25 protein-coding genes, 2 tRNA genes and 1 pseudogene are annotated in these 20,769 nt (G+C 43.2%); 12 read left to right on the forward strand and 16 right to left on the reverse strand.

Annotated features, from left to right (window positions below; genetic code table 11):
* Window positions 1-2 precede the first annotated feature (2 nt).
* A pseudogene (trpD, locus tag ACRQ5D_RS32365) lies at window positions 3-993 on the reverse strand (anthranilate phosphoribosyltransferase).
* A 384-nt stretch (window positions 994-1,377) separates the two neighbouring features.
* On the opposite strand from trpD, the gene ACRQ5D_RS32370 reads away from it, so the two are divergent.
* Window positions 1,378-1,719 (forward strand): hypothetical protein, encoded by a 342-nt coding sequence (locus tag ACRQ5D_RS32370; protein WP_431198794.1) that lies wholly within the window; start codon window positions 1,378-1,380, stop codon window positions 1,717-1,719.
* 26 nt (window positions 1,720-1,745) lie between these two features.
* A complete protein-coding gene (locus tag ACRQ5D_RS32375) occupies window positions 1,746-2,309 on the forward strand; it encodes a hypothetical protein (protein WP_432327835.1) in 564 nt (187 codons plus the stop codon).
* Window positions 2,310-2,391: 82 nt separating this feature from the next.
* On the opposite strand, the gene ACRQ5D_RS32380 is transcribed toward ACRQ5D_RS32375, so the two are convergent.
* Genes ACRQ5D_RS32380 through recR form a run of 3 tightly spaced genes read right to left on the reverse strand, consistent with a single transcriptional unit; the run spans window position 2,392 to window position 4,655 of the window.
* Window positions 2,392-3,207: an SDR family oxidoreductase gene (locus tag ACRQ5D_RS32380; protein ID WP_091174440.1), complete on the reverse strand. Its 816-nt coding sequence runs from the start codon at window positions 3,205-3,207 to the stop codon at window positions 2,392-2,394.
* A complete protein-coding gene (locus tag ACRQ5D_RS32385) occupies window positions 3,194-4,027 on the reverse strand; it encodes a glycosyltransferase family 2 protein (protein ID WP_091174445.1) in 834 nt (277 codons plus the stop codon). The genes ACRQ5D_RS32380 and ACRQ5D_RS32385 overlap by 14 nt, the downstream gene beginning before the upstream one ends.
* A 1-nt stretch (window position 4,028) precedes the next feature.
* Window positions 4,029-4,655: a recombination mediator RecR gene (gene recR, locus ACRQ5D_RS32390; RefSeq protein WP_091174448.1), complete on the reverse strand. Its 627-nt coding sequence runs from the start codon at window positions 4,653-4,655 to the stop codon at window positions 4,029-4,031.
* 254 nt (window positions 4,656-4,909) lie between these two features.
* Here recR and ACRQ5D_RS32395 point away from each other — a divergent pair, with 254 nt between their 5' ends.
* Together ACRQ5D_RS32395 and ACRQ5D_RS32400 are read left to right on the forward strand one after the other, a co-directional pair.
* Entirely contained in the window at window positions 4,910-6,406 is a 1,497-nt protein-coding gene (locus ACRQ5D_RS32395) for a sodium:solute symporter (RefSeq protein WP_091174451.1), read from the forward strand.
* Between the two features lie 161 nt (window positions 6,407-6,567).
* A complete protein-coding gene (locus ACRQ5D_RS32400; RefSeq protein WP_090533093.1) occupies window positions 6,568-7,275 on the forward strand; it encodes a TIGR00730 family Rossman fold protein in 708 nt (235 codons plus the stop codon).
* Between the two features lie 75 nt (window positions 7,276-7,350).
* On the opposite strand, the gene ACRQ5D_RS32405 is transcribed toward ACRQ5D_RS32400, so the two are convergent.
* Both ACRQ5D_RS32405 and ACRQ5D_RS32410 read right to left on the reverse strand, forming a co-directional pair.
* A complete protein-coding gene (locus ACRQ5D_RS32405; RefSeq protein ID WP_431198796.1) occupies window positions 7,351-8,631 on the reverse strand; it encodes a redoxin domain-containing protein in 1,281 nt (426 codons plus the stop codon).
* Complete coding sequence (locus tag ACRQ5D_RS32410) at window positions 8,586-9,305, reverse strand: hypothetical protein (RefSeq protein WP_432327838.1); 720 nt, start codon at window positions 9,303-9,305, stop codon at window positions 8,586-8,588. Before ACRQ5D_RS32410 ends, ACRQ5D_RS32405 begins: the two co-directional genes overlap by 46 nt.
* Before the next feature lie 93 nt (window positions 9,306-9,398).
* On the opposite strand from ACRQ5D_RS32410, the gene ACRQ5D_RS32415 reads away from it, so the two are divergent.
* The 3 genes from ACRQ5D_RS32415 (at window position 9,399) to ACRQ5D_RS32425 (ending at window position 12,560) form a co-directional block, all read left to right on the forward strand.
* On the forward strand, window positions 9,399-10,664 hold the full coding sequence (locus ACRQ5D_RS32415; protein ID WP_091174461.1) for a TCR/Tet family MFS transporter: 1,266 nt from the start codon (window positions 9,399-9,401) through the stop codon (window positions 10,662-10,664).
* Window positions 10,665-10,738: 74 nt separating this feature from the next.
* On the forward strand, window positions 10,739-11,257 hold the full coding sequence (locus tag ACRQ5D_RS32420) for a 3'-5' exoribonuclease domain-containing protein (protein WP_091174464.1): 519 nt from the start codon (window positions 10,739-10,741) through the stop codon (window positions 11,255-11,257).
* A 49-nt stretch (window positions 11,258-11,306) separates the two neighbouring features.
* Window positions 11,307-12,560, forward strand: coding sequence for a TCR/Tet family MFS transporter (locus ACRQ5D_RS32425; protein ID WP_091174467.1), 1,254 nt, complete (start codon window positions 11,307-11,309; stop codon window positions 12,558-12,560).
* Between the two features lie 88 nt (window positions 12,561-12,648).
* Here the strand turns inward: ACRQ5D_RS32425 and ACRQ5D_RS32430 are convergent, their stop codons facing one another.
* Genes ACRQ5D_RS32430 through ACRQ5D_RS32450 form a run of 5 tightly spaced genes read right to left on the reverse strand, consistent with a single transcriptional unit; the run spans window position 12,649 to window position 15,719 of the window.
* A complete protein-coding gene (locus ACRQ5D_RS32430) occupies window positions 12,649-12,921 on the reverse strand; it encodes a DUF502 domain-containing protein (protein WP_431198798.1) in 273 nt (90 codons plus the stop codon).
* Entirely contained in the window at window positions 12,866-13,240 is a 375-nt protein-coding gene (locus tag ACRQ5D_RS32435; protein ID WP_432327841.1) for a DUF502 domain-containing protein, read from the reverse strand. The genes ACRQ5D_RS32430 and ACRQ5D_RS32435 overlap by 56 nt, the downstream gene beginning before the upstream one ends.
* Before the next feature lie 16 nt (window positions 13,241-13,256).
* Window positions 13,257-13,688: an alanine racemase C-terminal domain-containing protein gene (locus tag ACRQ5D_RS32440; RefSeq protein ID WP_432327843.1), complete on the reverse strand. Its 432-nt coding sequence runs from the start codon at window positions 13,686-13,688 to the stop codon at window positions 13,257-13,259.
* Window positions 13,657-14,601, reverse strand: coding sequence for an alanine racemase (gene alr, locus ACRQ5D_RS32445; RefSeq protein ID WP_432327846.1), 945 nt, complete (start codon window positions 14,599-14,601; stop codon window positions 13,657-13,659). The genes ACRQ5D_RS32440 and alr overlap by 32 nt, the downstream gene beginning before the upstream one ends.
* Window positions 14,602-14,639: 38 nt before the next feature.
* Complete coding sequence (locus ACRQ5D_RS32450) at window positions 14,640-15,719, reverse strand: Mur ligase family protein (RefSeq protein ID WP_431198801.1); 1,080 nt, start codon at window positions 15,717-15,719, stop codon at window positions 14,640-14,642.
* Between the two features lie 60 nt (window positions 15,720-15,779).
* Here ACRQ5D_RS32450 and ACRQ5D_RS32455 point away from each other — a divergent pair, with 60 nt between their 5' ends.
* From ACRQ5D_RS32455 to ACRQ5D_RS32470, 4 genes are all read left to right on the forward strand, one after another.
* The gene (locus ACRQ5D_RS32455) at window positions 15,780-16,217 is read left to right on the forward strand and encodes a regulatory protein RecX (RefSeq protein WP_431198802.1); all 438 of its coding nucleotides are present in this window, start codon (window positions 15,780-15,782) and stop codon (window positions 16,215-16,217) included.
* Entirely contained in the window at window positions 16,186-16,260 is a 75-nt protein-coding gene (locus tag ACRQ5D_RS32460; protein ID WP_431200912.1) for a hypothetical protein, read from the forward strand. Before ACRQ5D_RS32455 ends, ACRQ5D_RS32460 begins: the two co-directional genes overlap by 32 nt.
* A gap of 123 nt (window positions 16,261-16,383) precedes the next feature.
* Window positions 16,384-16,456, forward strand: a tRNA-Gly gene (locus ACRQ5D_RS32465).
* Between the two features lie 53 nt (window positions 16,457-16,509).
* Window positions 16,510-16,594 (forward strand) — tRNA-Leu (locus ACRQ5D_RS32470).
* Window positions 16,595-16,731: 137 nt separating this feature from the next.
* Here ACRQ5D_RS32470 and ACRQ5D_RS32475 read toward each other — a convergent pair.
* Genes ACRQ5D_RS32475 through ACRQ5D_RS32495 form a run of 5 tightly spaced genes read right to left on the reverse strand, consistent with a single transcriptional unit; the run spans window position 16,732 to window position 19,085 of the window.
* Entirely contained in the window at window positions 16,732-17,364 is a 633-nt protein-coding gene (locus ACRQ5D_RS32475) for an ISAon1 family transposase (protein WP_256337535.1), read from the reverse strand.
* Between the two features lie 8 nt (window positions 17,365-17,372).
* Window positions 17,373-17,702 carry a hypothetical protein gene (locus ACRQ5D_RS32480; protein WP_256337536.1) on the reverse strand — a complete coding sequence of 110 codons (330 nt, stop codon included), beginning with the start codon at window positions 17,700-17,702 and terminating at the stop codon, window positions 17,373-17,375.
* Window positions 17,703-17,711: 9 nt separating this feature from the next.
* Complete coding sequence (locus ACRQ5D_RS32485; RefSeq protein WP_432327848.1) at window positions 17,712-17,999, reverse strand: ISAon1 family transposase N-terminal region protein; 288 nt, start codon at window positions 17,997-17,999, stop codon at window positions 17,712-17,714.
* Window positions 17,986-18,447 (reverse strand): hypothetical protein, encoded by a 462-nt coding sequence (locus ACRQ5D_RS32490; protein WP_432327850.1) that lies wholly within the window; start codon window positions 18,445-18,447, stop codon window positions 17,986-17,988. Before ACRQ5D_RS32490 ends, ACRQ5D_RS32485 begins: the two co-directional genes overlap by 14 nt.
* A complete protein-coding gene (locus tag ACRQ5D_RS32495) occupies window positions 18,444-19,085 on the reverse strand; it encodes an alpha-L-fucosidase (protein WP_432327852.1) in 642 nt (213 codons plus the stop codon). Before ACRQ5D_RS32495 ends, ACRQ5D_RS32490 begins: the two co-directional genes overlap by 4 nt.
* A gap of 849 nt (window positions 19,086-19,934) precedes the next feature.
* Between ACRQ5D_RS32495 and ACRQ5D_RS32500 the strand changes: the two genes are divergently transcribed.
* The gene (locus ACRQ5D_RS32500) at window positions 19,935-20,318 is read left to right on the forward strand and encodes a DUF3570 domain-containing protein (RefSeq protein ID WP_369596630.1); all 384 of its coding nucleotides are present in this window, start codon (window positions 19,935-19,937) and stop codon (window positions 20,316-20,318) included.
* Window positions 20,319-20,769 lie beyond the last annotated feature (451 nt).

A 20,769-nucleotide genomic window follows, 5' to 3' on the forward strand; every position in this document is an offset into this window, starting at 1 on the left:
GTTTAGTTTTGTAATAAAGTATTAAAACTCCTCAGCGCTTTTTTGCTTAACAATGCTTCTTCGGCTTCATAAAAACAATCACCAAAAGTTTTTTCAGGGCCGATGGTTTTAATGGCCAGCGCGGCGTTAGCCAGTACCACGTTATTTTGGGCTGGGGTGCCTTCGCCTTTAAGCACCGAACTAAATATGGCAGCCGAAGCTGTCACAGTATCGCCGCCGATGATTTCTTTAGGATCAAGCTTTTCAAATCCAAGGTCTTCAACACTGTTGATCTTTTCACCATCTGCCGAAAAGGTCTTAAAATCGCAGGTTAATGAGATTCTCGTCATAGCCTTCCAGGGCGTTTATGATAGTATATTTTGTAGTTGATTTTTGGTAAAGGTAAGCGTATACCCGGGCAAGCTCCAGGTTAAACACCCCTACCAATTGATTATCGGGCTTCGCCGGATTAACCAGGGGCCCCAGCATGTTGAAGAAGGTTTTAACACCCAATTCCCTGCGGATAGGCGCAACGGTTTTCATAGCCGGGTGAAACAAAGGCGCGTGCAGAAAACAGATATTAGCTTCCTCGGCACTCCGTTTCAGCTTATCAATATCGTTGGTAAACTGGTAACCCAGGTACTCCATCACATTTGATGAACCGCAGCCCGATGATACCCCATAGTTACCATGCTTGGCCACCTTATACCCCGCACCCGCAACAACAAATGAAGCAAGCGTTGAAATGTTAAAAGTATCCTTACCATCGCCTCCGGTACCGCAAAGGTCAATCAGGCCATCGGTTTCCAGGTTAACGGGCAGACAAAGTTCCAGCATGGCATCGCGAAAGCCTTCCAGTTCTTCAACGGTAATGCTTCGCATACAATAAGCTGTCATGAAAGCTGCCATTTGCGCGTTGTTGTACTTACCCTGCGCAATATTGATCAAAATGCCTTTTGATTGTTCCCTGCTAAAGGTTTTGTGTTCAAAAAGATGATTTAATATCTGTTTCATATGCCCCCGGCCCCCTAAAGGGGGAGTTTATTGTTAAAGTTTTTGCCCCCTTTTGCCGTTACTCCCCCTTTAGGGGGCCGGGGGCGAAGCATAAAAAAGGGTTGCCGTATGGCAACCCTTTTGAATATATCTTTTAAACAAACATGGAATTGCCTTACGATTACTCGTTAAGCCACCACCAATTGTTGTTTAATTTTGTCATTGTTACTTGTTGGCACAAATATGTAAATAGTTTTTATAAAAACAAACAGAACAGTACATTTATTGAATTATTGATTTACTGAATTATTGATTTAGCTACTAAATTAGTAGAAGATCAGAGCAAACTGTAACATTTTCTAAAAATCGATAATTCAATAACTCAATAATTCAGTAATTAGCTCCATGGCCATACATAAAGAGAAAATTAATCCCGAAGATGATCTTGGTTTTGGTACCCAGCCTGTTATAAAAAGCCAACCTGTTATAAATAAGGATGGCACTATCAATGTAAAACGTACCGGCCTTCCGTTTTTTACTACATCAAACAACTACCACTCGCTCATTACCATGAGCTGGCGCAAGTTTTGGTTCATTGTTTTTAGCTGCTATTTTATAGTAAACATTATTTTCGCGTTTATTTATTTTTCCTTGGGTCCTGATGTGCTTGACGGCAAAAGCGGCAATACCGATTTCGACCGCTTTATGGACGCCTTCTTTTTTCGGCACAAACCATATCAACCGTAGGCTATGGCCATATCAGTCCCAGGGGTATGATTCCCAATACCATCGCCGCGCTCGAATCAATGATGGGCCTGCTGGCTTTTGCTTTGGCAACCGGTTTACTTTATGGTCGTTTTTCACGTCCCTCGGCCAAGATCATGTATAGCCGCAATGTGCTTATCGCGCCCTATCGCGAAGGCGGTAAAGGTTTGATGTTTCGCCTGGCCAACGAACGCAGAAATATCCTCATCGACCTGGAAATGGAAGTAGTTTTCAGCTATAACGACGAGGAAAACGGCAAAACCGTACGTAAATTCTTCCAGCTCGAACTGGAACGAACCCGCGTTAGTATCTTAACCCTGAACTGGACAGTAGTTCACCCGCTTGATGAAAACAGCCCAATTAAAGATATCATACCCGAGGAGCTTGAACGCAGGCAAGCCGGCCTTTCGGTAATCCTGAAAACTTTCGACGATACTTTTTCGCAAACCGTCCATTCCCGTACTTCATACCAATACGACGATTTTGTATGGGACGCTAAATTTAAACCAGCCTTTGAGCGCGACGAGAACAGGTCGCATTGTATTGGATTTGAGCAGGATAAGTGCGTATGATATCATTCATTAGGTCATTGCGTCATTAAGTCATTTTTTTGCAGCGTAAGTGCAATGACTCAATGACCCAATGAAAGAATGACTAACGAAGAAGCGGGTCCCGTTCTTTGGTAAAATGCTTATAAACCATTTTATCTAAAAATGCCGGTATAAATTTACTCAGGGCTACCGTCAGTTTGCCCTGACCGGTGAGGGTTAATGTGCGGACCCGGTTTTCAATGCCATCAACAATATGTTTGGCTACCTCATCACTGCTCATCATTTTTTGTTCTTCAAGGGTGCTCTCGCCTTGTTGTTTGCCTTCGCTGTTCAAAGCGGTGTTACGTATGTTTGATGCCGTAAAGCCGGGGCAGGCTGTTAATACATGTACCCCTGTTTTAAGATTTTCGATCCTTAATGAATCTAAAAAGCCGTTCATGGCAAATTTTGATGCCGAGTAACCTGAACGGCCGGGCAAACCTTTATACCCCGCTATAGATGATACACCTACTATACTGCCTTTGGTTTTAGTAATTTCGGGCAGGGCATATTTGATGCAGTTAACCATTCCCCAAAAATTAACATCCATCACCTGTTTTAGCACATCCACTTTTACATCCTTAAACAGGGCACGCATAGTGATGCCTGCGTTGTTGATCAATACATCAATTTTACCAAAAGTAATAAGGGTTTGTTTAATGAGCTGGGCGCAATCATCTTCATTGGTTACATCACACTGTATAGCTAATGCTTTGATTTTATATTCCCGCTCAAGCTGTTCGGTAAGCTGGCAAAGGGTAACATATTGCCTTGCCGCCAGTACCACATTGGCGCCGCGTTTAGCACATTCATAAGCAAGTGATTTCCCGATGCCCGACGAGGCGCCGGTGATGATTACGATCTTATCATTTAACTTCATACGAAGGAGGAATTAGCTGGGGGATGCCTTCCACCTTAAGTTCGGGCACCTTAAATAAATATTTGGACGCGAAGATAATCATCGCCCCATAATATTCTTTAATGTGTGCCCAGCTAAATTTAACCTTGTTTTGTATGTTAAAATTGATGATATATGTTTTGGGGAAATAGTAGTTTTTAAACCCGGCAAGCCTGACCCGGTATGAATAATCGATATCATAACCATAGGTATGAAAACGCTCATCCATTAATCCTACCTGGTTAAGTGCTTCTTTACGCAGCAGCATAAAGGCACCGTTGATGATATCCGATTCGGAGGTTTGAAACTCTTCAACCCAATCTTTACTTTGCGGACTGGTAAGCCTTGATTTTGAAAAGTGTTTTGCCAGGCCGGTTAGCTTGAAAAAGGTTTCCCAGGGCTTGTTGAACCCGCGTTTTGATTCTTTTAAAAATTTGCCTTCAGGAGTTATCATACGTACCCCTAAACCGCCGGCATCGGTATGCAGATCCATAAATTCAAGGGCCTTTTCTATGGTCTTCTTGCCTGTAATAGTATCCGCATTGACCAGTAAAACATACTCGCCTGCAGCCAGTTTAAGTGCATGGTTATATGCCCGGGCCATACCCTCGTTTTTATCGTTGGCTATTATCTTTACATCCGGAAATTCAGTATTTAACATGGCTATCGACTTATCAGCCGAAGCATTGTCGACCACAAAAACCTCGTGACTAAGGTCCTGAGCAGCCCTGACCGCTGCATTCAGGGCAATCCTGAGCAGGTTGCAGGTATTATGGCTTACAACAACTATAGATAGTTTCATGCTATTTAGATAGTGAATTTTCGTACGGAACGCGGGTAGCTATGGAACGGCCCAAAGTTATCTCATCTACGTACTCTAATTCACCACCAAAAGCTATGCCACGAGCTATAGTTGTGATGGTAATATTGAAATTTTTTAATTTTTTATGAAGATAGAACAAGGTTGTGTCACCTTCCATAGTGGCGCTGAGGGCAAAAACCACTTCTTTAACCTCGTTATCGGTAGTTGGCTTAAGGCGTTCAACCAGCGTATCCACCTGCAAATCTGACGGTCCAACACCATCCATTGGCGATATTAAGCCACCAAGCACATGATAAACGCCATTGAACTGATTGGTATTTTCAATGGCCATTACATCGCGGGTATCTTCAACAACGCAAATGAGGCTGTGATCGCGGCGGTGCGATGAGCAGATCTCGCAGACAGGCAAATCTGATATATTATGGCAAACCCGGCAAAACTGTATTTCGTTGCGGAGCTTGGTTACCGCCGTACTAAAACGCTCAACATCCTGCTTATCCTGGTTAAGTAAATGCAGCACCAACCGCAGGGCAGTCTTCTGACCAACACCCGGTAATTTGGCAAATTCGGCTACAGCATTTTCCAGTAATTTGGACGAAAAATTCATTGTGCGAAGGTAGGGATTTTAAGTCGGAAGTCCGAAAGTCGGGGGCGTCGGAAAGTCCGGAAGTTGGGGAAGTCCGAAAGTTGGATGTTTAGATTTAGAAAATTTAAAGCAGAGAAGTTATGATTGGCAAATCTTACAATGTATTTGTATTTTGCAAAAAATCCTCCGGACTTTCGGACTTACCGAACTTACGGACTAAATAAAAAATCTTTCGGACTTCCGGACTTTCCGACTTCCGGACTTAAACAACACCTATGTCGCCAGGAGTATTATTGTCATTCATCATCGGTTATTTTTTGGTATTGCTCATCATCTCGTGGCTTACATCAAAAAAATCTTCAGATAACGACACCTTCTTTGTAGCTAACCGAAATTCCAAATGGTATTTAGTTGCCTTCGGGATGATTGGTACGGCATTGAGCGGGGTTACTTTTATCTCTGTTCCCGGTAAGGTTGGCACCGATGATTTTGCCTATTTCCAGTTTGTGCTGGGCAACGCTGCGGGATTTTTCATCATAGCAACGGTATTACTTCCCTTATATTACCGACTTAAACTCACATCCATTTACAGTTATATTGAAGGCGCTTTAGGTGTTTGGAGCTATAAAACAGCTGCTGCTATATTCCTGGTGAGCCGGGTTATCGGCTCTGCATTCAGGTTATACCTGGTGGTTATCGTACTGCAGAAGTTTATTTTCGACAGCTACCATATTCCCTTTGCGGTTACGGTGCTTATTTGTTTGCTGCTCATCTGGTCGTACACCTTTAAGGGAGGATTGAAAACCATTATCATTACGGACAGCTTGCAAACATTTTTCCTGGTAACATCTGTTTTCCTGTCGATATATTTTATTTGCCAAAGCCTGCACATGAACATTTTTGAAGCTGCCGAAACCATCAAAAACAGCAGCTATTCCAAAATATTCTTCTTTAACGATTTCATGAGCAGCAAGCTGCATTTAGGTAAACAGTTTTTAGGCGCCATGTTTATCACTATCGGTATGACCGGGCTTGACCAGGACCTGATGCAAAAAAACCTCAGCCTTAAAAATATCAAAGAAGCGCAAAAAAACATGTTCAGCTTTGTTGGCGTTTTCGTGATTATTAACATATTCTTCCTGAGCGTAGGCGCTTTGCTATACATGTACGCTGCCAAAAACGGCATCAACGTTACTAAAACCGACTATCTGTACCCTACTATCGCCCTGCAATATTTAGGGCTTGTTCCTGCTATGATATTCATGCTGGGCTTAACAGCTGCTACCTTTGCCACTACCGATTCGGCACTTACAGCGCTCACCACCTCTTTTTGTGTAGACTTTTTAGGGTTTAACAAGCGCAAGGATGTGAATAGCAAAAAAATGGTGGCCGTGCGTCATTGGGTACACATTGCTTTTTCGGGGTTGATGTTTTTAACCATCATTATATTTAACGCCATTAATAATGATGCTGTAGTTAGCGCCATATTCACCGTGGCATCATATACCTATGGGCCGCTGCTTGGCCTTTATTCATTTGGCCTGTTTGTAGGCCACAGGCAGGTAATGGATAAACTGGTACCCTTCATTTGCATACTCTCTCCTGCTATATGCTATTTTTTAAATGCCGAATCAAAAACAATTTTAGGCGGATATGTTTTTGGTAACGAACTCATCATTGTAAACGGATTAATTACATTTATTGGGCTTTGGGTTACTTCGAGTTCGAAAGCTGGAGAAGTCCGTAAGTCGGAAAACCCGGAGATCGGGTAATTAAAAAGTAAAACAACAAATAAACCGGAATCAATTTTCTTTGTACTTTGCATTAATTAATATAGAATAAAAACTTCCGGACTTTCGGACGTTCCGACTTCCGGACTAAAAAAACACTTCCGGACTTTTGGACTCGCCAACTTCCGGACTAAAAAAAGAATATGACCGGAGAAGATAAAATAAGACAAGCTTTCGAGAACAAAAACTGGCAGGAAATTAAGGTTACCGACTCCTGGCAGATCTTTAAAATAATGGCCGAATTTGTTGACGGCTTTGAAAAACTGGCCAAAATTGGCCCATGCGTATCCATCTTCGGGTCGGCGCGTACGCATACCGATAACAAATACTACCAACTGGCGGTAGAAACCGCCCGCCTGCTTACCGAGCATGGTTACGGTGTAATATCAGGCGGCGGGCCCGGTATTATGGAAGCTGCCAACAAGGGCGCCTATGAAAACGGCGGTAAATCGGTAGGTTTAAATATCGAACTCCCATTTGAGCAGTTCCACAATAAATATATCGACAGGGATAAGATCATGGAGTTTGATTACTTCTTTATCCGCAAGGTTATGTTCATGAAATATTCGCAGGGTTTTATCATTTTACCCGGCGGCTTTGGCACTATGGATGAATCGTTTGAGGCCATTACCCTTATCCAAACAGGTAAAATTGCCCGTTTCCCAATCATTTTTGTTGGAGTTGAGTACTGGAAAGGCCTGTTTAAATGGGTTGAAGAAAAAATGCTGAACGATCAGCACAATATCAATCCCGACGACCTGAACCTTTATCGCGTGGTTGATACCGCGGAAGAAGCTGTTGAGCACATCACCCGTTTCTATAACAAATACGTGCTTAAGCCAAACTTTTAACAGGCAATACAATAAAAAAATGCCGCTCCATGAGGGCGGCATTTTTGTTTGATATAGTTTTAGGTTTGCAATCAGCTATTTCATGTTTTGTTTTGGCGTAGCAGCAACTTCCGCGGCAACCGGCGCTTTTGCCATGTCAATCATTGTGCTCACTTCTTCTACCAACCCTTCTGCCGAACCACCAAATCCCACAACCTTAAAGCGGGTATTGCCGTTTTTATCGATGATGAACTTGGTTGGAATACCGGTTACTCCAAATTGTGAAACCACTTTTGATTGCCTGCCATCGCTGCCTTTTTCATCTACCAGCACGTTAAAAGTGTAATTATTATCGGTAATGAATTTTTTTACGCCATCAATATAATTATCGCCGTTTTCCCAGGTATCAATAAACAGGAATTTCACATCCTCATCATCCTTATATTTATTTACAGCCATTTGCATTCCCGGAAAAGATGCTTTACAAGGGCCGCACCAGGTAGCCCAAAAATCAACTATAACAATCTTGCCTTTTAAGTCGGCCAGCGAAACGGTTTTTCCCGCAAAATCTTTAAGGGCAAATTTGGCAGCAGGCTCGTTGGTCATTTGCTTAGCCACCTCTTCCCTTTTTTTGTCTTTTGCAATAGCTGTTAAACCGGCCAGGTATTGATCGTAACCTGCTTCATTGCCTTTTAAGCCTACATAGGCCTTTTTTAACTCTTCTGTTAAAGCAGGGGAAACTTTAGCTGCCTTAAACGCGCCTTCAATTACATCTTTTGATTCGGCATATTTGCCAAGGGCATTTAAAATAAGTACGTAATGCTCGGTGGTGATAGGGTCGTTATCCTTGTTGTCTGTATAAACCTCTTTTTGATATTTAAGGGCCTCATTATATTTTTTCTCTTTATATAAAATGAATGCGTAACTATCAGCATACATGTTATATACATCCTTGTTTTGCTTTTGCATGCTCTTTACCGACATAAACGGCGAAGCCTCAGGATGCTTCATTTTTTCAATAACGATCTCCAATGATTGTTTTGACAGCTTTTCAGCCTCGTCAAGGCGCTCATCTTGTTGAGCCCAGCCATAAGCTATGTTGTTATAGCTGTTTGCAATGCTTGATTTATTTTGGACTTGTGCTGCATAAGCATTAGAAGCAGCTGTATTACCATCAGTCAAAAAGCCGGTAGCCAGTTGCCCTCGTATATAATCTATTCGAGAACCTTTATCAGTAGCCATAGCCGGGAATTTGGCTATATATGCTTTATAAAGCGAATCTTTTTTGTGCACATCCTTCTCGCGCATCATGGCAAATTCCGCCTCGTTTTTTACTGATTCGCCGTTAGGATACTTAGCTTTGATAATCTCTCCCAATGAATCGGCAGAGTTTTTTTGTTACGCCAGTTCAGTATGTTAGCGGCCAGGATCAGATCTTTTTCTACCGCGCTTTTTTCAAGCGCTTTAACTTTGGCTTCTAACAAGGCAGAAGTAGCCGGATCTTTTTTCTTGGCCAATATATAGTAGTAATTAAACTGATATGGTTTTTCGGCCTGCGGGTAGGCATCATATTCTTTTTTATATAAAGTCAGGCCTTCTTCGGAGTCTATCTTTATTTTGGCAAAATTACTGCCAACCCCACTGGCCAATATGTAAGCTTTTGCTTCATAAGCACCCTGAACAGGTTTTTTATCTTTATAAACTAAGTATATGTACCCTTTGTCGTTATTATTATCAATATCACCGTTACTAAAAATCTTTACAAAAAAAGCTTTCGCTGTGGCAGGAATAGTGAAATCGCCGGAAAGTAAAGAGCCATTAGGTTTTAATTCGATGTCGGCTGCCGGGTTATCCTTCCCATCAATGTAGTATACCTCTGCGCTGATATCCTTTTTATCGGCAACAGGCGTACCTTTCGGATCATAAGTAATTTTAACCTTTTCGGTTGCCGATGGATAACTATCAGATAATGTAAGATGATTACTTTGTGCAAAAAAACTTTGCACAGCCAAGAGTGCCGGCAACAGTAGCATTGATTTGTGTGGTTTCATAGGTTTAACTAATTATATAGTTCAAGTTAAATACAAATTATTATAAATACAATTATTTTAACAATTATTAACGTTAATAATTTATTTTGCGCCATGGATAAGTCCGCCAAGAATAAACCCCAGGGAGCTTTAGGCTTTATATTCGTTACTTTACTGATTGATGTGGTAGGCTTAGGGATCATCATACCTGTACTGCCCAAACTGATTGAAAAATTGATCCACGCCGGGTTGAGCGAAGCTTCTTTGTATGCCGGCTTTTTAACGCTGGCCTATTCGGTAATGCAGTTCCTTTTTTCGCCAATGATAGGCAACCTGAGTGATAAGTATGGCCGCCGCCCGGTTTTGCTTTGTTCCTTACTGGGTTTTGGCATTGATTATTTGTTCCTTGCCTTTGCACCATCCATATGGTGGCTATTTTTAGGCCGGGCAATTGCAGGCATTACCGGCGCCAGCTTCACCACAGCATCGGCCTATATAGCTGATGTGAGTACTCCCGAAAAGCGTGCCCAAAACTTTGGTATGATTGGCGTTGCCTTTGGTCTCGGCTTTATCATTGGTCCGGCAATTGGCGGTGTGTTAGGTAAAATGGATGTTCAATATCCATTTTTCGCTGCCGCAGGTTTGGCCTTTTTGAACGCCCTCTATGGCTTCTTCATCCTGCCCGAATCGCTGGATGAGGCCCATCGCCGTCCCTTCGATATGAAAAGGGCAAACCCGCTGGGCTCATTGCTGCAGCTTAAAAAATATCCGTCGGTTATGGGTTTGGCCCTATCGCTTTTCCTGGTATATTTTGCCGGGCAGGCCGTACAAAACGTTTGGACATATTTTACTTTCGAAAAATTTAAATGGGGCGAGGATACCGTTGGTTATTCTCTTGCCTTTATAGGCCTGATGATAGCGTTGGTACAGGGCGGCCTGATGCGCCTGATCTTACCTAAACTGGGCATGGAACGTTGCATTTGGGTTGGCTTGCTGCTATATAGCATCGGCCTTATCCTGTTTGCTGTGGCAACCCAGGGTTGGATGATGTTTGCCTTTATGGTGCCTTATGCCCTTGGCGGTATTGCAGGCCCGGCGTTGCAGGGCATCATGACCAACCAGGTACCTGCCAATGAACAGGGCGAACTGCAGGGTGGCCTAACCAGCCTCATGAGTCTGAGCGCCATTTTTGGCCCCTGGGTAATGACCACTTTATTTTATTATTTCACCAACGATAAAAGGCCCTTCTTTTTTCCGGGAGCCCCCTTTATTTTAGGTGCAATACTGATGTTGATAAGCGCGTTGCTTGCTATCCGTAATTTCAAAAACGTGAAGAAAACCTCAGCAAAGGATGTGGATGCCTTAGCAACATTGCATTGATCATTTATTTTTTGTATATTATAGATAATTAACATGCTTATTTAAAGCAAATACAAACTATAATAATTAATACAATGGCTTACATTATGGTAGATATAGAAAGCGACGGTCCAATTCCGGGCGATTATTCTATGATCTCGTTTGGGGCGGTGCTGGTACAAGACGGCCTCAAAGAAACTTTTTACGGGCAGTTGAAGCCCATTTCTGAAAATTACATTCCAGAAGCGCTGGCTGTATCCGGACATACCCGCGAGGAAACTTTAAATTTTGATGATCCGGCAAAGGTCATGAATGATTTCGCAGCGTGGTTAAAACGGGTTTGCCATGATAAACCACATTTCATCAGTGATAATAATGGATTTGACTGGATGTTCATCTGCTGGTATTTTCATCATTTCACAGGCGACAATCCTTTTGGTTTCAGCTCGCAAAACCTGGGCAGCCTGTACAAAGGCATAGTAAAAGATATGTTTCAAAACTTTAAACACCTGCGCCAAACATCGCACACACATCACCCGGTTGATGATGCCAAAGGCAATGCCGAAGCATTGCTTACCTTAAAACATGAATATGGATTGAAGATAAAGCTGTAATATAACCTGAAATAAAACTTTTGACCTGCTTAAACCTTTATCATTATTAATGAGCGCCAAACCTAAAAAACATACCGCTGCCTTAGGATTTATTTTCGTAACGCTTTTTATTGATGTACTTGGTTTAGGCATCATTATACCGGTAATGCCCTCGCTGCTCGAGAAACTGGGCAACATGGATGTAAGCACCGCTGCGCAATATAATGGCTATTTAACTTTCACGTACGCCTCCATGCAGTTCCTGTTTTCATCACTATTGGGTAACCTGAGCGATAGGTACGGGCGCCGGCCTGTATTATTAGGTTCGCTTATTGGCTTTGGGATAGATTATATTTTTATGGCCTTTGCTCCTACTGTGGCCTGGTTATTTATCGGCCGTGCCATAGCAGGCTTTGCGGGCGCCAGTAATACCACAGCAACCGCTTACATTGCCGATATCAGTACAGGTAAAAACCGGGCGGCAAATTTTGGTTTGGTTGGGGCAGCATCCGGGCTTGGATTTATTATTGGTATAGGCACCGGGAGCTTTTTGGGTGCATTAAATGTGCGGTTCCCTTTTATGTTGGCGGCCGGTCTGGCACTCCTGAATGCGGCGTATGGCTATTTTGTATTACCCGAATCATTAAATATCAAAAACCGCAGGCGCTTTGAATGGAAGAAGGCTAATCCCATTAGCTCATTACGCAGCCTGTCGCGCTATAAATCCTTAACCGGATTGATCGGAGCATTCTCGTTGGTTTATATCGCCCAAAAAGCTGTTGAATATGTGTTATCCTTTTACGTAACCGAAAAGTTTGACTGGTCGCTGAAAAGCATTGGTTTTTTAGGCTTTTTTATTGGAATAGTACTGGTAGCCATACAGGGAGGGCTCATCAGGTTTACCATTCCTAAATTCGGGCAGGAGAAAAATATTGTAGCCGGCTTACTATTTTACACCATCGGCTTAACCCTCATTGCTTTTGCCAACCAGGGTTGGATGATGTATGTTTTTATGGTACCTTATTGCCTTGGCGGTATTTCGGGCCCTTCACTTCAGGGTATGATTACCAGTACAGTATCAGCTAAAGAGCAGGGCGAATTGCAGGGCTCATTGACCAGTATCAGTAGTTTAGCAGTAATCATCGGCCCCCTGTTAATGAGTTCGGTGTTTCATTTGTTTACCCATCGTGATACTTCAACCTATTTTCCGGGTGCTCCGTATATTTTGGGTGCGATTTTAATGCTAATAGCTGTTTTTTGGGCAGTAAGAAGCTTCAAGAAAGCCAGGGTGACAGATTCAAAACAGGTGGAAGTGTTGCCGTAGAAACACGCAAGCCCCACCCCAACCCTACCCTACCCGAAAGGAAGGCTTTAAGAAAATCGCCCCTACACCGGAGGAGATTTATAGAGAGCTAATCCAATCCGCTCACGCCGCCAGATATCACAAACTTCATCACATCGGCAGCACTCTTATCCATCGGTTTTACCCTATCGGCAGCAATGATGATTACCTGCCCTGCAAACGAGTAGGAATACGGGAAGTATACAGCCACCTCGCCGGGCAAGCCAATCTTTGTCAGGTCTTTCTGAACCAGGAAACCTATCTTTTTTAAACCGAACTCATTAACCTCAACCAGTACCGGTTCGTTGAACTTTTTCTCTTCGCCAACAAAGGCTTCTGTCAAATCTTTTATCGACAGAATACAGGAACGCGAAGATGGGCAAACGTGCAAACCACCGCTTAAACCAGGCTTTAATTGGTTCGGTGATTACATTGGTAACCAGCACCCCCATGATCATGATAACCACTACCACATTCAGGATCCCCAAACCCGGGATATACATGTGCTTCCCGGTCTTATCAACCCAAAGATCACTCAGATTAAGCGCCTTATCAATGCTGGCCACCGCCCAGTACATCAGGAAAATAGCTGCGCCTACCGGTACAACCACCAACATCCCTTTTACAAAATACCTGAATAATGCCCGCGCTAACCTGTTCATTTTAAGCCCCTGATTTCTACTCGTAAAAGTACACTCTTTTTACCCTTTGCGAAATATTGGTTAATATTTCATAAGGGATGGTACCTATCTGCTTTGCCAGTTCTTCAATGCGCTGATGCTCATCAAAGATGATCACCTCATCGCCTTCATGCACATCAAGGCCGCTCACATCCAGCATGCACATATCCATAGTGATGTTGCCCACGGTAGGCACAAGTGTGCCTTTCACCAGCATTTTACCCACGCCTTTGCCAAAGGCACGCAGGTAACCATCGGCATAGCCAATACGAACAGTAGCTATTTTCCCGTCTTTAACAAGGCTCCCGCTTCGCCCGTAGCTGATTGTGTCTCCTTTTCCAATCTTTTTAACCTGGGCAACGCTGGTTTTTAAACTGGCTATAGGCTGCAAGCCCACATCAGCCCCTGATACCGACAGAATCGATTCCATACAATCCTATCCCCAATCTAACCATATCATAGTGTGCCGAAGGCCAGCGGATAATGCCGGCTGTATTGCAGATGTGCTTGATCACCTTATAACCCAGTGTGCGCTCTATTTCTTTAAAAGCCTTTTCAAAGCGCCTTATCTGCTTTTTAGTAAACTCGTCGTGTTCCGGACTTTCGCTTGCTACCAGGTGCGAAAATACCGATTGCACCCGCACGTAACGGTTGACCTCCAGCATATCGCACAGGGTTTCTATCTCGTAATTTTCAAAACCCAGGCGATGCATACCGGTGTCAATTTTAAGGTGTACCGGGTAACCGGCAATGCCTTGTGCCGAAGCATAGCTCACAAAATCATCTAATAAACCAAAACTGTAAATTACCGGCTCAAGCTTATATTCGGTGAGCTTATCAAATGCCGAAGCTTCGGGGTTAAGCACTTTGATGGGCAGGTTAATCCCCGCCTGCCGTAAAGCTACCCCCTCATCAATATAGGCAACCGCCAAATAATCAACCTTATTATATTGCAGCATATTGGCAACCTCAAAAGTGCCGCTGCCATAGCTAAAAGCCTTTACCATAGCCATCACTTTTACGCCCGGCTTAAGCTTTGATTTATAAAAGTTAAGGTTGTTTAGTAAGGAGTTCAGGTTGATCTCCATTACGGTTTCATGCGCTTTTTGGGCCAACGCGCGGCTCACCTGCTCAAACTCAAAACTGCGCGAACCTTTGATCAGGATGGTTTCATCTTTAAAATTGAGCACTTTTAACTGTTGCAGCAGAGTGGCTGTATCAGCATAAAAATATTGTTGGGCTATGTCAAAATATTGCTGGTGGCCGAGCAGCGCCTCCCCTACGCCAACAAATTTATCAATCTTTTTGGCCCGGATCAATTCGGCCACCTGTTTGTACAGCACATCTTGCTGCAGGCCCGATTGATAAATATCTGATAGGATCAGCGTCTTTTTTGATGCTGATTTTGCTGCGACAAAAAGTTAAGCGCTATCTCCAGCGATTGCAGATCCGAATTGTATGAATCATCAATAACGGAACAGTTGTTTAAGCCGTTTTTTAACTCCAACCGCATACTTACCGGCGCGAGGCGCTCTATGCGCTTATCCGCCTCCACAGCACTGTAGCCTAAAGCCAGCATAGTAGCCCAACAGGTAATGGCATTTTCTACCGAGGCCTGGTCGGTAAAAGGAACAAGACACTCAATCTCTTTACCTTGGTACCGTGCACGGAAATAATAATTTTTAGAGATCACCGTCTCGCTGAAAACATACAGATCAGCTTCACGGAACTTACGACTCCAGGTAAAGGTTTCTTTAGCCGCGATATCTTTTTCATAACCGATTAGCTGATCGTAATTATGGATCAACAGTCCGCTGTTTTTAAATAGCCCAAGTTTTTCCAGGAGCTTTTGTTTGGGCGATTCAAAACCCTCGTCGTGCGCAGGGCCTATATGCGTGAGTACCCCTATTTCGGGCTTGATGATAGCTTCCAGCTTATTCATCTCATTTATGGTAGAGATGCCCGCTTCAAAAATCCCCAGTTCGTTCCGGTCGTTGATTTGCCATACGGATAGCGGCACCCCAATTTGCGAATTATAACTTTTAGGGTTACGTACAATATTTTTATCAGCCGAAAGCAGCTGGTAAAGCCATTCCTTAACAATAGTTTTGCCGTTACTGCCCGTAATACCAATTACCTCCAGCTTAAAACGGCTGCGGTGATAGGCTGCCAGCATTTGCAGGGCAGCCAGCGGATCTGGCACAATCAAAAAGTTTGCGCCAGGCAGGTTAAACTCCGGTCCATGTTCTACCACAAAATTGCGCACACCGCCTGCATAAGCTTCGGCAACAAACTCATGGCCATTGCGTCTGCCGCTCAGGGCAAAAAACAAGCCTTCGGCAGGGTTGTTGATCCTGCGGCTATCGGTAAAAAGCGCACTGATCGTATATTCTTCAACGATGTTTCCATCTGCCTTGATGATCTTTTTTATAGCGCTTATGGTGTACGTGTTAGTTGGCATGCTGCTAATTTGGAGATATTAAAACAAATAGAATAATTTTTAACGAATTTTGGTTTTTAAATGGATCAGACCAAATCAATTAAAATTACTGACGAGAAAGTTGCCCTTGCAAAAGCCGAACACTTTTGTGCCTACCAGGAGCGCGCCCAGCAGGAAGTACGCGACAAACTTTACGAGTGGGGACTATGGCCTGATGCTGTTGAACGCATTATAAGCCAATTGATAGAGGGCAATTTCCTTAACGAGGAACGCTTTGCACGGATCTATGCTAAAAGTAAATTTAACCAAAAAGTGTGGGGACGTATTAAAATTAAACAAGGGCTTAAACTTAAACGAGTGCCCGATATATTGATCAAAAAAGCTCTCCTTACTATTGACCCTGACGATTATTTAACTGCTTTGACCCACTTATTACAAAAAAGAAGCTACCCTAAACGAGAAGAACCAACTGAAGCGCCGGTACAAGCTGCAGCAGTACGCCATGGGCCGCGGATTTGAAGCTGAGCTGATATCAGATATTTTGAAAAACAGCGAGTTATAAACTATTTTCAAAAAAATTAAATTTTTCCTTGCAGAGTATGCATTTCTACCTATATTTGCACTCCCGCAAACGAGATAGGCAGCCGGTTAACGAAAGCCGGATCAAAGCGAGGAAAATACCAATGCGAAAGTAGCTCAGTTGGTAGAGCACGACCTTGCCAAGGTCGGGGTCGCGAGTTCGAATCTCGTCTTTCGCTCAAAGCCCTTCCTGATAAAAAGAAGGGTTTTATTTTTAAAAGGTTAGACACCTGCTCAGATGGTGGAACTGGTAGACACGCAGGACTTAAAATCCTGTTCCCGTAAACGGAGTGCGGGTTCGATTCCCGCTCTGAGTACAAAAGCAGCGTAAAATCGCTTCAAAAGCCCTTAAATCAATGATTTAGGGGCTTTTTTGTTTTAAAACCCACTCAAAATTCGCAAATAAAGGATCAGGGATCAGACCGAAAAGTTGGGGGGGGGGGGGGGGTAAAAGTCATGCATAGATTTTAGCGAGTCTGAATAGAAAAAAGGAAGTGTCTCTGACTCCTCTTAAAGTTGCCCTGAAAGCTTTCACCTTCGCATTGAAAGATTCTGCAGATGCGTTTGTACTTCTGTTGTCGAAGAAGTTTAAGATAGATTCATAATGTTGATGAACAGATCTGGCTACAGTTTTAAAAGCGTCAATATTTGCCGTTTCCACATCATTATACCAGATAGCCAGTTTTTTAAAGGCTATCACTTTGGTTTTACAGGTTGTAAATATCTTACCTAAACCGATGGCAAGATCATAAGCTTTAAGTAATTCCGGATATCTGGTAAAAAGCAGATCAGCCCGCTCTTTTTGAGATAGTGTCCATTTTGACCGGTGTTTGAACAATAAGTAGCGGCTTCGGGCCAGTAATTGTTTTAAAGTATCGCCATTACTAAATACTTCGGGCTGATAGGGTTGTTTGTTTTTCCGGGCCTGTTCAATCAGCTCACTTTCCGCATCAAGAGCTTCCCAGCGATACTTTATTCTTGCTTCCTGTACAGCATCATAAGCCAGCTTTTGTACATGGAACCTATCTACCACACGCACAGCATAATTAAAACACCTGCGGATAGCTTTGATCATATTAGCCGCCATGTCCATCGTTACTTCCTTGACCTTAAGGGTATTTTCTCCAGCGCAGCTATGATCTGTTCAGACTGTGTGCCTTTGATCATCGCCACTATAGCTTTTTTGTTCCCTTTGGCCTGTTTGTTAGTCACGATGGTATAGAGCTCCCCGTTGCTTAACGCGGTTTCATCTATACTCAGATAAGGGCCTATGTTATCTGCAAACAGCATCCAGTCCTCTGCATGCTCTTTTTGATCCCAGCTGTGGAAATCACTTAGGTGGTCTTTGTATTGCTGCCCGAGCTGCTTGCCGTCTACCTGGTATAACCGGCCTAATAAATGGCTGCTGATCGGGTGATTATCCAAATATTCCTTTTAAAAAATGCCGAATTCCGTTGTCATTCGCGCCCCTTTTCTTACCAAATCCAAATCTCTTGTGATGATCTCCCCACTCGCCTTTACTTCCCATCTGCGCCTTTTAATGCAAAGAGCTACTTTGTGGCCCCGGATAGGAAAATCCTGGATAGCTGTCTCCGGTAAGAATCCTTTCGACTCAAGTTGTTGCTTGTCATAACCTGCTGGCGGAAGATTCTTTTCCTCAAGGTATATGTTCAATTGGCCGTTCTCAGAGGAAAGGACATCAGTAAGTTCAAAGTATTCCAAAAGCCCTTCGGGCAAGATAAGACGGACAAGGGTTTCGTATGCAGCTGACACGTGTGGACGTTTTTATTTCTGCCTGCAAAGCAACCATTTTTTTTATTCCCCCACAATTTTTCTGCTTGATCTGAAATGAATCATACGTAAATCCAGGGGCGTAAAACCAGTCGCCAACCGGCGCTTCTGCTATCCACGGCTGGTCGGTTTTTATATCTGGGGGAATCCCGAATCCCTCCGTAGTTACGGTACCATTTGTCTTATTCCTGAACTTAACAATGCTAAACGTGTTTACCTTACCCCGTCTGGCTAAAGTGCGGTTATAAAAATCAGCTATAACCGTTTGCATAGCATTAGCTTTATACCCGGTGCCTGTGCCCTCACCGGTAAACGGTCCCTGAACGGTACCATCGGTATATATAAAATCCGGATCATAATGCTGCACTACATCCATCATGCGCAGTGCCCAGTTGGACGCATACCATTATCGTAAGCCAGATGCCTTGAAAAGATACCCGCAGGCGGCGGCGACCAGGGGGATTTCGCAGCCCTCTCTACACCTTTGTATTCCCGGAGGTCGATACCATATAAAAGTCTTGGATCAAGGCCTTGCCACCATTTACCCTTGCCATCTGCCAGGGTAAGGTGTCCGTCATAAGGCACTCCTTTTTTGACTCCACTGGTATCACTTCCGAAAGCGGTTTGCCACCACCACCAGGTATATTCATGGTGGAAGGTCACCCCGAATTTAATGCCGGCGGCCCTTGCGGCTTTTGCCCACTCACCAATAATGTCGCGTTTGGGCCCTATGTTTACCGAATTCCAGGGTTGATATTGCGAGTCCCAAAGATCGAAATTATCGTGGTGAACACCCTGAATCATCAGGAAACGCGCGCCGGCATCCTGGTAAATCCTGGCGAGCTTCGCCGGGTTCAGTTGCTTAGGGTTCCAATCTCTCAGCACCTCCTTGTACCCGTACGCTGAGGGGTGACCGTACTTTTTAAGGTGATTATCATAAGCCCTGGTACCTTGCACATACATTTTGCGTGCGTACCAGTCACCACTTTCACCGGATGCCTGTGGGCCAAAATGCACCCAGATACCGAATTTTGCATCTCTGAGCCATTGAGGGTCCCCGGGGTAATTTTTTCTATGGATGTCCAGTTAGGTTCAAAAGGCCCCCTGGCGATAGGAATACCCAGCTGCACTTCCGGAAAAGATTTAGAATCGCCTAACGACACACTATCAGGCGGCAGTTTAGCCGGGATAACCGGAACAGGCAGGTGTCCGGACTTAATATTCTTATCAACTTTCTGCGCATAGCTATCAACTGTTAACAGGATAGCAAGTACAAACAACGTACTTATTTTTCTCATTGATCAATAAATAAAAGGCAACAAAATGGTCAGGCTAAAAGTAGATTTTCTATTAAACTGAAAAGTTGTCAAAAACCGACTTTCATTTATTATAAAGCGGTTTTTTTGTGGGCAAAACATTTAACCTATTACACTACTCGCCTTGCTTCATCCATATTCGCCGCCAGCCTCATCTTACCATGCAGAACAGAAATTGGCATTATTCTTAACCGATATAGCGCTACGTTTATTGCCGAGATAAGATTTATTTCAGCCAGGTCACACAGCTCAATTGGCCAGTGCCTTACCGTCCAAATGTATTTGAACAGTCTCTTCCAGAGTAATTTTATCTTAGTTTTATGTAACAAACACCTGAGGGTGACATCTAAATCGAAATATGAATGATAGAAATAAGATCGTACGCCTGTCGGACCTGTTATACCTGATCGTAGGATACTGCCATTAAGCATGATTAACGAGGGGCTGCAGAGCAGGTAAAGAATCAGTCGCCAATTGCTACCCTTTTTCAGACAATGTCAAACTTTCCAACCAGGGTAAATCCTTCGGATTTAGTAGGGCAAACTATTTCCTGGGAGATAATATTATTCTACGGTCCTATTATCGGTATTATACTGACAGCTGGGGCAGTAAATCAAATACGGCTAACCTGGAGATAACTTATAAAGTGTCACCTTTTTTGTCCATTTCACCGTTCTACCGATATTATACGCAAACTGCTGCCAAATATTTTGCTCCTTTCGAGCAAAATAGCGCATCGCAGACTTATTTTACCAGCAATTATGAATATGCAAAATTCAACAGCCAGTTTTTTGGGGTCGGTTTCAGGATCGCTCCGCCTAAAGGTGTGTTGGGCTGGGGAAGTTTACATGACCTGGAAATACGGTATGGCCACTATAAGCAAAATGTTGGTTTAGTTTCTGATGTGGTATCAATCGGCCTCGGTTTTAAATAATCCCAACAAAATGAACATGTCAAAGAATCCGGAAAGGTTTTAGTCTGGTTAGTTATGTTTATTTCTCCAGTTTTGTTACAAAACGAGATACCATTATAAAGTAATTCTGCTGCTTTTTTGGTTCCCAATTTGTCTTTTGTTCCTCATTTTTCAGTGTCACGTAAATAGTTGTAATTATGGATGACTAAATACCATTAAATGACACTAAATGTTACAAAACGCTCCAACTTTAGGGATATACAACGACCGATATTGTTACGATGATTTGTTGGGGCGGGTGTTAATGTGGATAATTAAATTGTGGAAATTTAAAATACATGGGTTTAAATTTCACGATCCAAAGAAAATGTGTGCATTGTAAACAAACGTTCAATGTACACATTTTCACTCGATTTTGCAGCACGCTGTTCAATAAGCGATTTAAAGCTGCAAAACAAAGAAGTAAAAAAAT

Origin of the sequence: Mucilaginibacter sp. P25, from assembly GCF_050859465.1 — a bacterium.
Classification (GTDB): domain Bacteria; phylum Bacteroidota; class Bacteroidia; order Sphingobacteriales; family Sphingobacteriaceae; genus Mucilaginibacter; species Mucilaginibacter gossypii.

Coding starts and splice junctions, on each gene's coding strand:
- ACRQ5D_RS32370 (WP_431198794.1), top strand. CDS start 1,378: ATGGCCATACATAAAGAGAAAATTAATCCCGAAGATGATCTTGGTTTT.
- ACRQ5D_RS32375 (WP_432327835.1), top strand. CDS start 1,746: ATGATTCCCAATACCATCGCCGCGCTCGAATCAATGATGGGCCTGCTG.
- ACRQ5D_RS32380 (WP_091174440.1), bottom strand. CDS start 3,207: ATGAAGTTAAATGATAAGATCGTAATCATCACCGGCGCCTCGTCGGGC.
- ACRQ5D_RS32385 (WP_091174445.1), bottom strand. CDS start 4,027: ATGAAACTATCTATAGTTGTTGTAAGCCATAATACCTGCAACCTGCTC.
- recR (WP_091174448.1), bottom strand. CDS start 4,655: ATGAATTTTTCGTCCAAATTACTGGAAAATGCTGTAGCCGAATTTGCC.
- ACRQ5D_RS32395 (WP_091174451.1), top strand. CDS start 4,910: ATGTCGCCAGGAGTATTATTGTCATTCATCATCGGTTATTTTTTGGTA.
- ACRQ5D_RS32400 (WP_090533093.1), top strand. CDS start 6,568: ATGACCGGAGAAGATAAAATAAGACAAGCTTTCGAGAACAAAAACTGG.
- ACRQ5D_RS32410 (WP_432327838.1), bottom strand. CDS start 9,305: ATGAAACCACACAAATCAATGCTACTGTTGCCGGCACTCTTGGCTGTG.
- ACRQ5D_RS32415 (WP_091174461.1), top strand. CDS start 9,399: ATGGATAAGTCCGCCAAGAATAAACCCCAGGGAGCTTTAGGCTTTATA.
- ACRQ5D_RS32420 (WP_091174464.1), top strand. CDS start 10,739: ATGGCTTACATTATGGTAGATATAGAAAGCGACGGTCCAATTCCGGGC.
- ACRQ5D_RS32425 (WP_091174467.1), top strand. CDS start 11,307: ATGAGCGCCAAACCTAAAAAACATACCGCTGCCTTAGGATTTATTTTC.
- ACRQ5D_RS32435 (WP_432327841.1), bottom strand. CDS start 13,240: ATGAACAGGTTAGCGCGGGCATTATTCAGGTATTTTGTAAAAGGGATG.
- ACRQ5D_RS32440 (WP_432327843.1), bottom strand. CDS start 13,688: ATGGAATCGATTCTGTCGGTATCAGGGGCTGATGTGGGCTTGCAGCCT.
- ACRQ5D_RS32450 (WP_431198801.1), bottom strand. CDS start 15,719: ATGCCAACTAACACGTACACCATAAGCGCTATAAAAAAGATCATCAAG.
- ACRQ5D_RS32455 (WP_431198802.1), top strand. CDS start 15,780: ATGGATCAGACCAAATCAATTAAAATTACTGACGAGAAAGTTGCCCTT.
- ACRQ5D_RS32475 (WP_256337535.1), bottom strand. CDS start 17,364: ATGGCGGCTAATATGATCAAAGCTATCCGCAGGTGTTTTAATTATGCT.
- ACRQ5D_RS32490 (WP_432327850.1), bottom strand. CDS start 18,447: ATGATGGATGTAGTGCAGCATTATGATCCGGATTTTATATATACCGAT.